This window comes from Kitasatospora sp. NPDC028055, from assembly GCF_040637885.1.
GTDB lineage: Bacteria > Actinomycetota > Actinomycetes > Streptomycetales > Streptomycetaceae > Kitasatospora.
The window spans coordinates 1-1394 of sequence record NZ_JBEZXE010000116.1 but is presented as its reverse complement, the minus strand read 5'-3'; the positions used below and the strand labels follow the sequence as shown (position 1 = coordinate 1394).

At 56.3% G+C, this 1394-nt stretch carries 1 rRNA gene; it reads right to left on the bottom strand.

The features are described 5' to 3' along the window. Positions 1-2: 2 nt before the first annotated feature. Positions 3-1394, bottom strand: a 23S ribosomal RNA gene (locus tag AB0F71_RS39880); the annotation flags it as partial.

Here is a 1394-nt window from a genome sequence, read left to right as displayed (position 1 = left end):
CTGAGGACAAGCCCTCGGCCTATTAGTACCGGTCAACTCCACCCCTCACAGGGCTTCCATATCCGGCCTATCAACCCAGTCGTCTACTGGGAGCCTTACCCTCTCAAGGAGGTGGGAGTGCTCATCTCGAAGCAGGCTTCCCGCTTAGATGCTTTCAGCGGTTATCCCTCCCGAACGTAGCCAACCAGCCATGCCCTTGGCAGGACAACTGGCACACCAGAGGTTCGTCCGTCCCGGTCCTCTCGTACTAGGGACAGCCCTTCTCAACACTCCTACGCGCACAGCGGATAGGGACCGAACTGTCTCACGACGTTCTAAACCCAGCTCGCGTACCGCTTTAATGGGCGAACAGCCCAACCCTTGGGACCTACTCCAGCCCCAGGATGCGACGAGCCGACATCGAGGTGCCAAACCATCCCGTCGATATGGACTCTTGGGGAAGATCAGCCTGTTATCCCCGGGGTACCTTTTATCCGTTGAGCGACGGCGCTTCCACAAGCCACCGCCGGATCACTAGTCCCTACTTTCGTACCTGCTCGACCCGTCAGTCTCACAGTCAAGCTCCCTTGTGCACTTACACTCAACACCTGATTGCCAACCAGGCTGAGGGAACCTTTGGGCGCCTCCGTTACCCTTTAGGAGGCAACCGCCCCAGTTAAACTACCCACCAGACACTGTCCCTGATCCGGATCACGGACCCAGGTTAGACATCCAGCACGACCAGAGTGGTATTTCAACGGCGACTCCACAACAACTGGCGTTGCTGCTTCACAGTCTCCCACCTATCCTACACAAGCCGAACCGAACACCAATATCAAGCTATAGTAAAGGTCCCGGGGTCTTTCCGTCCTGCTGCGCGAAACGAGCATCTTTACTCGTAATGCAATTTCACCGGGCCTATGGTTGAGACAGTCGAGAAGTCGTTACGCCATTCGTGCAGGTCGGAACTTACCCGACAAGGAATTTCGCTACCTTAGGATGGTTATAGTTACCACCGCCGTTTACTGGCGCTTAAGTTCTCAGCTTCGCCCCACCGAAATGGAGCTAACCGGTCCCCTTAACGTTCCAGCACCGGGCAGGCGTCAGTCCGTATACATCGCCTTACGGCTTCGCACGGACCTGTGTTTTTAGTAAACAGTCGCTTCTCGCTGGTCTCTGCGGCCACCCCCAGCTCGGAGTGCAAGACTCGTCACCAGGAATGGCCCCCCTTCTCCCGAAGTTACGGGGGCATTTTGCCGAGTTCCTTAACCATAGTTCACCCGAACGCCTCGGTATTCTCTACCTGACCACCTGAGTCGGTTTGGGGTACGGGCCGCCATGAAACTCGCTAGAGGCTTTTCTCGACAGCATAGGATCATCCACTTCACCACAATCGGCTCGGCATCAGGTCTCAG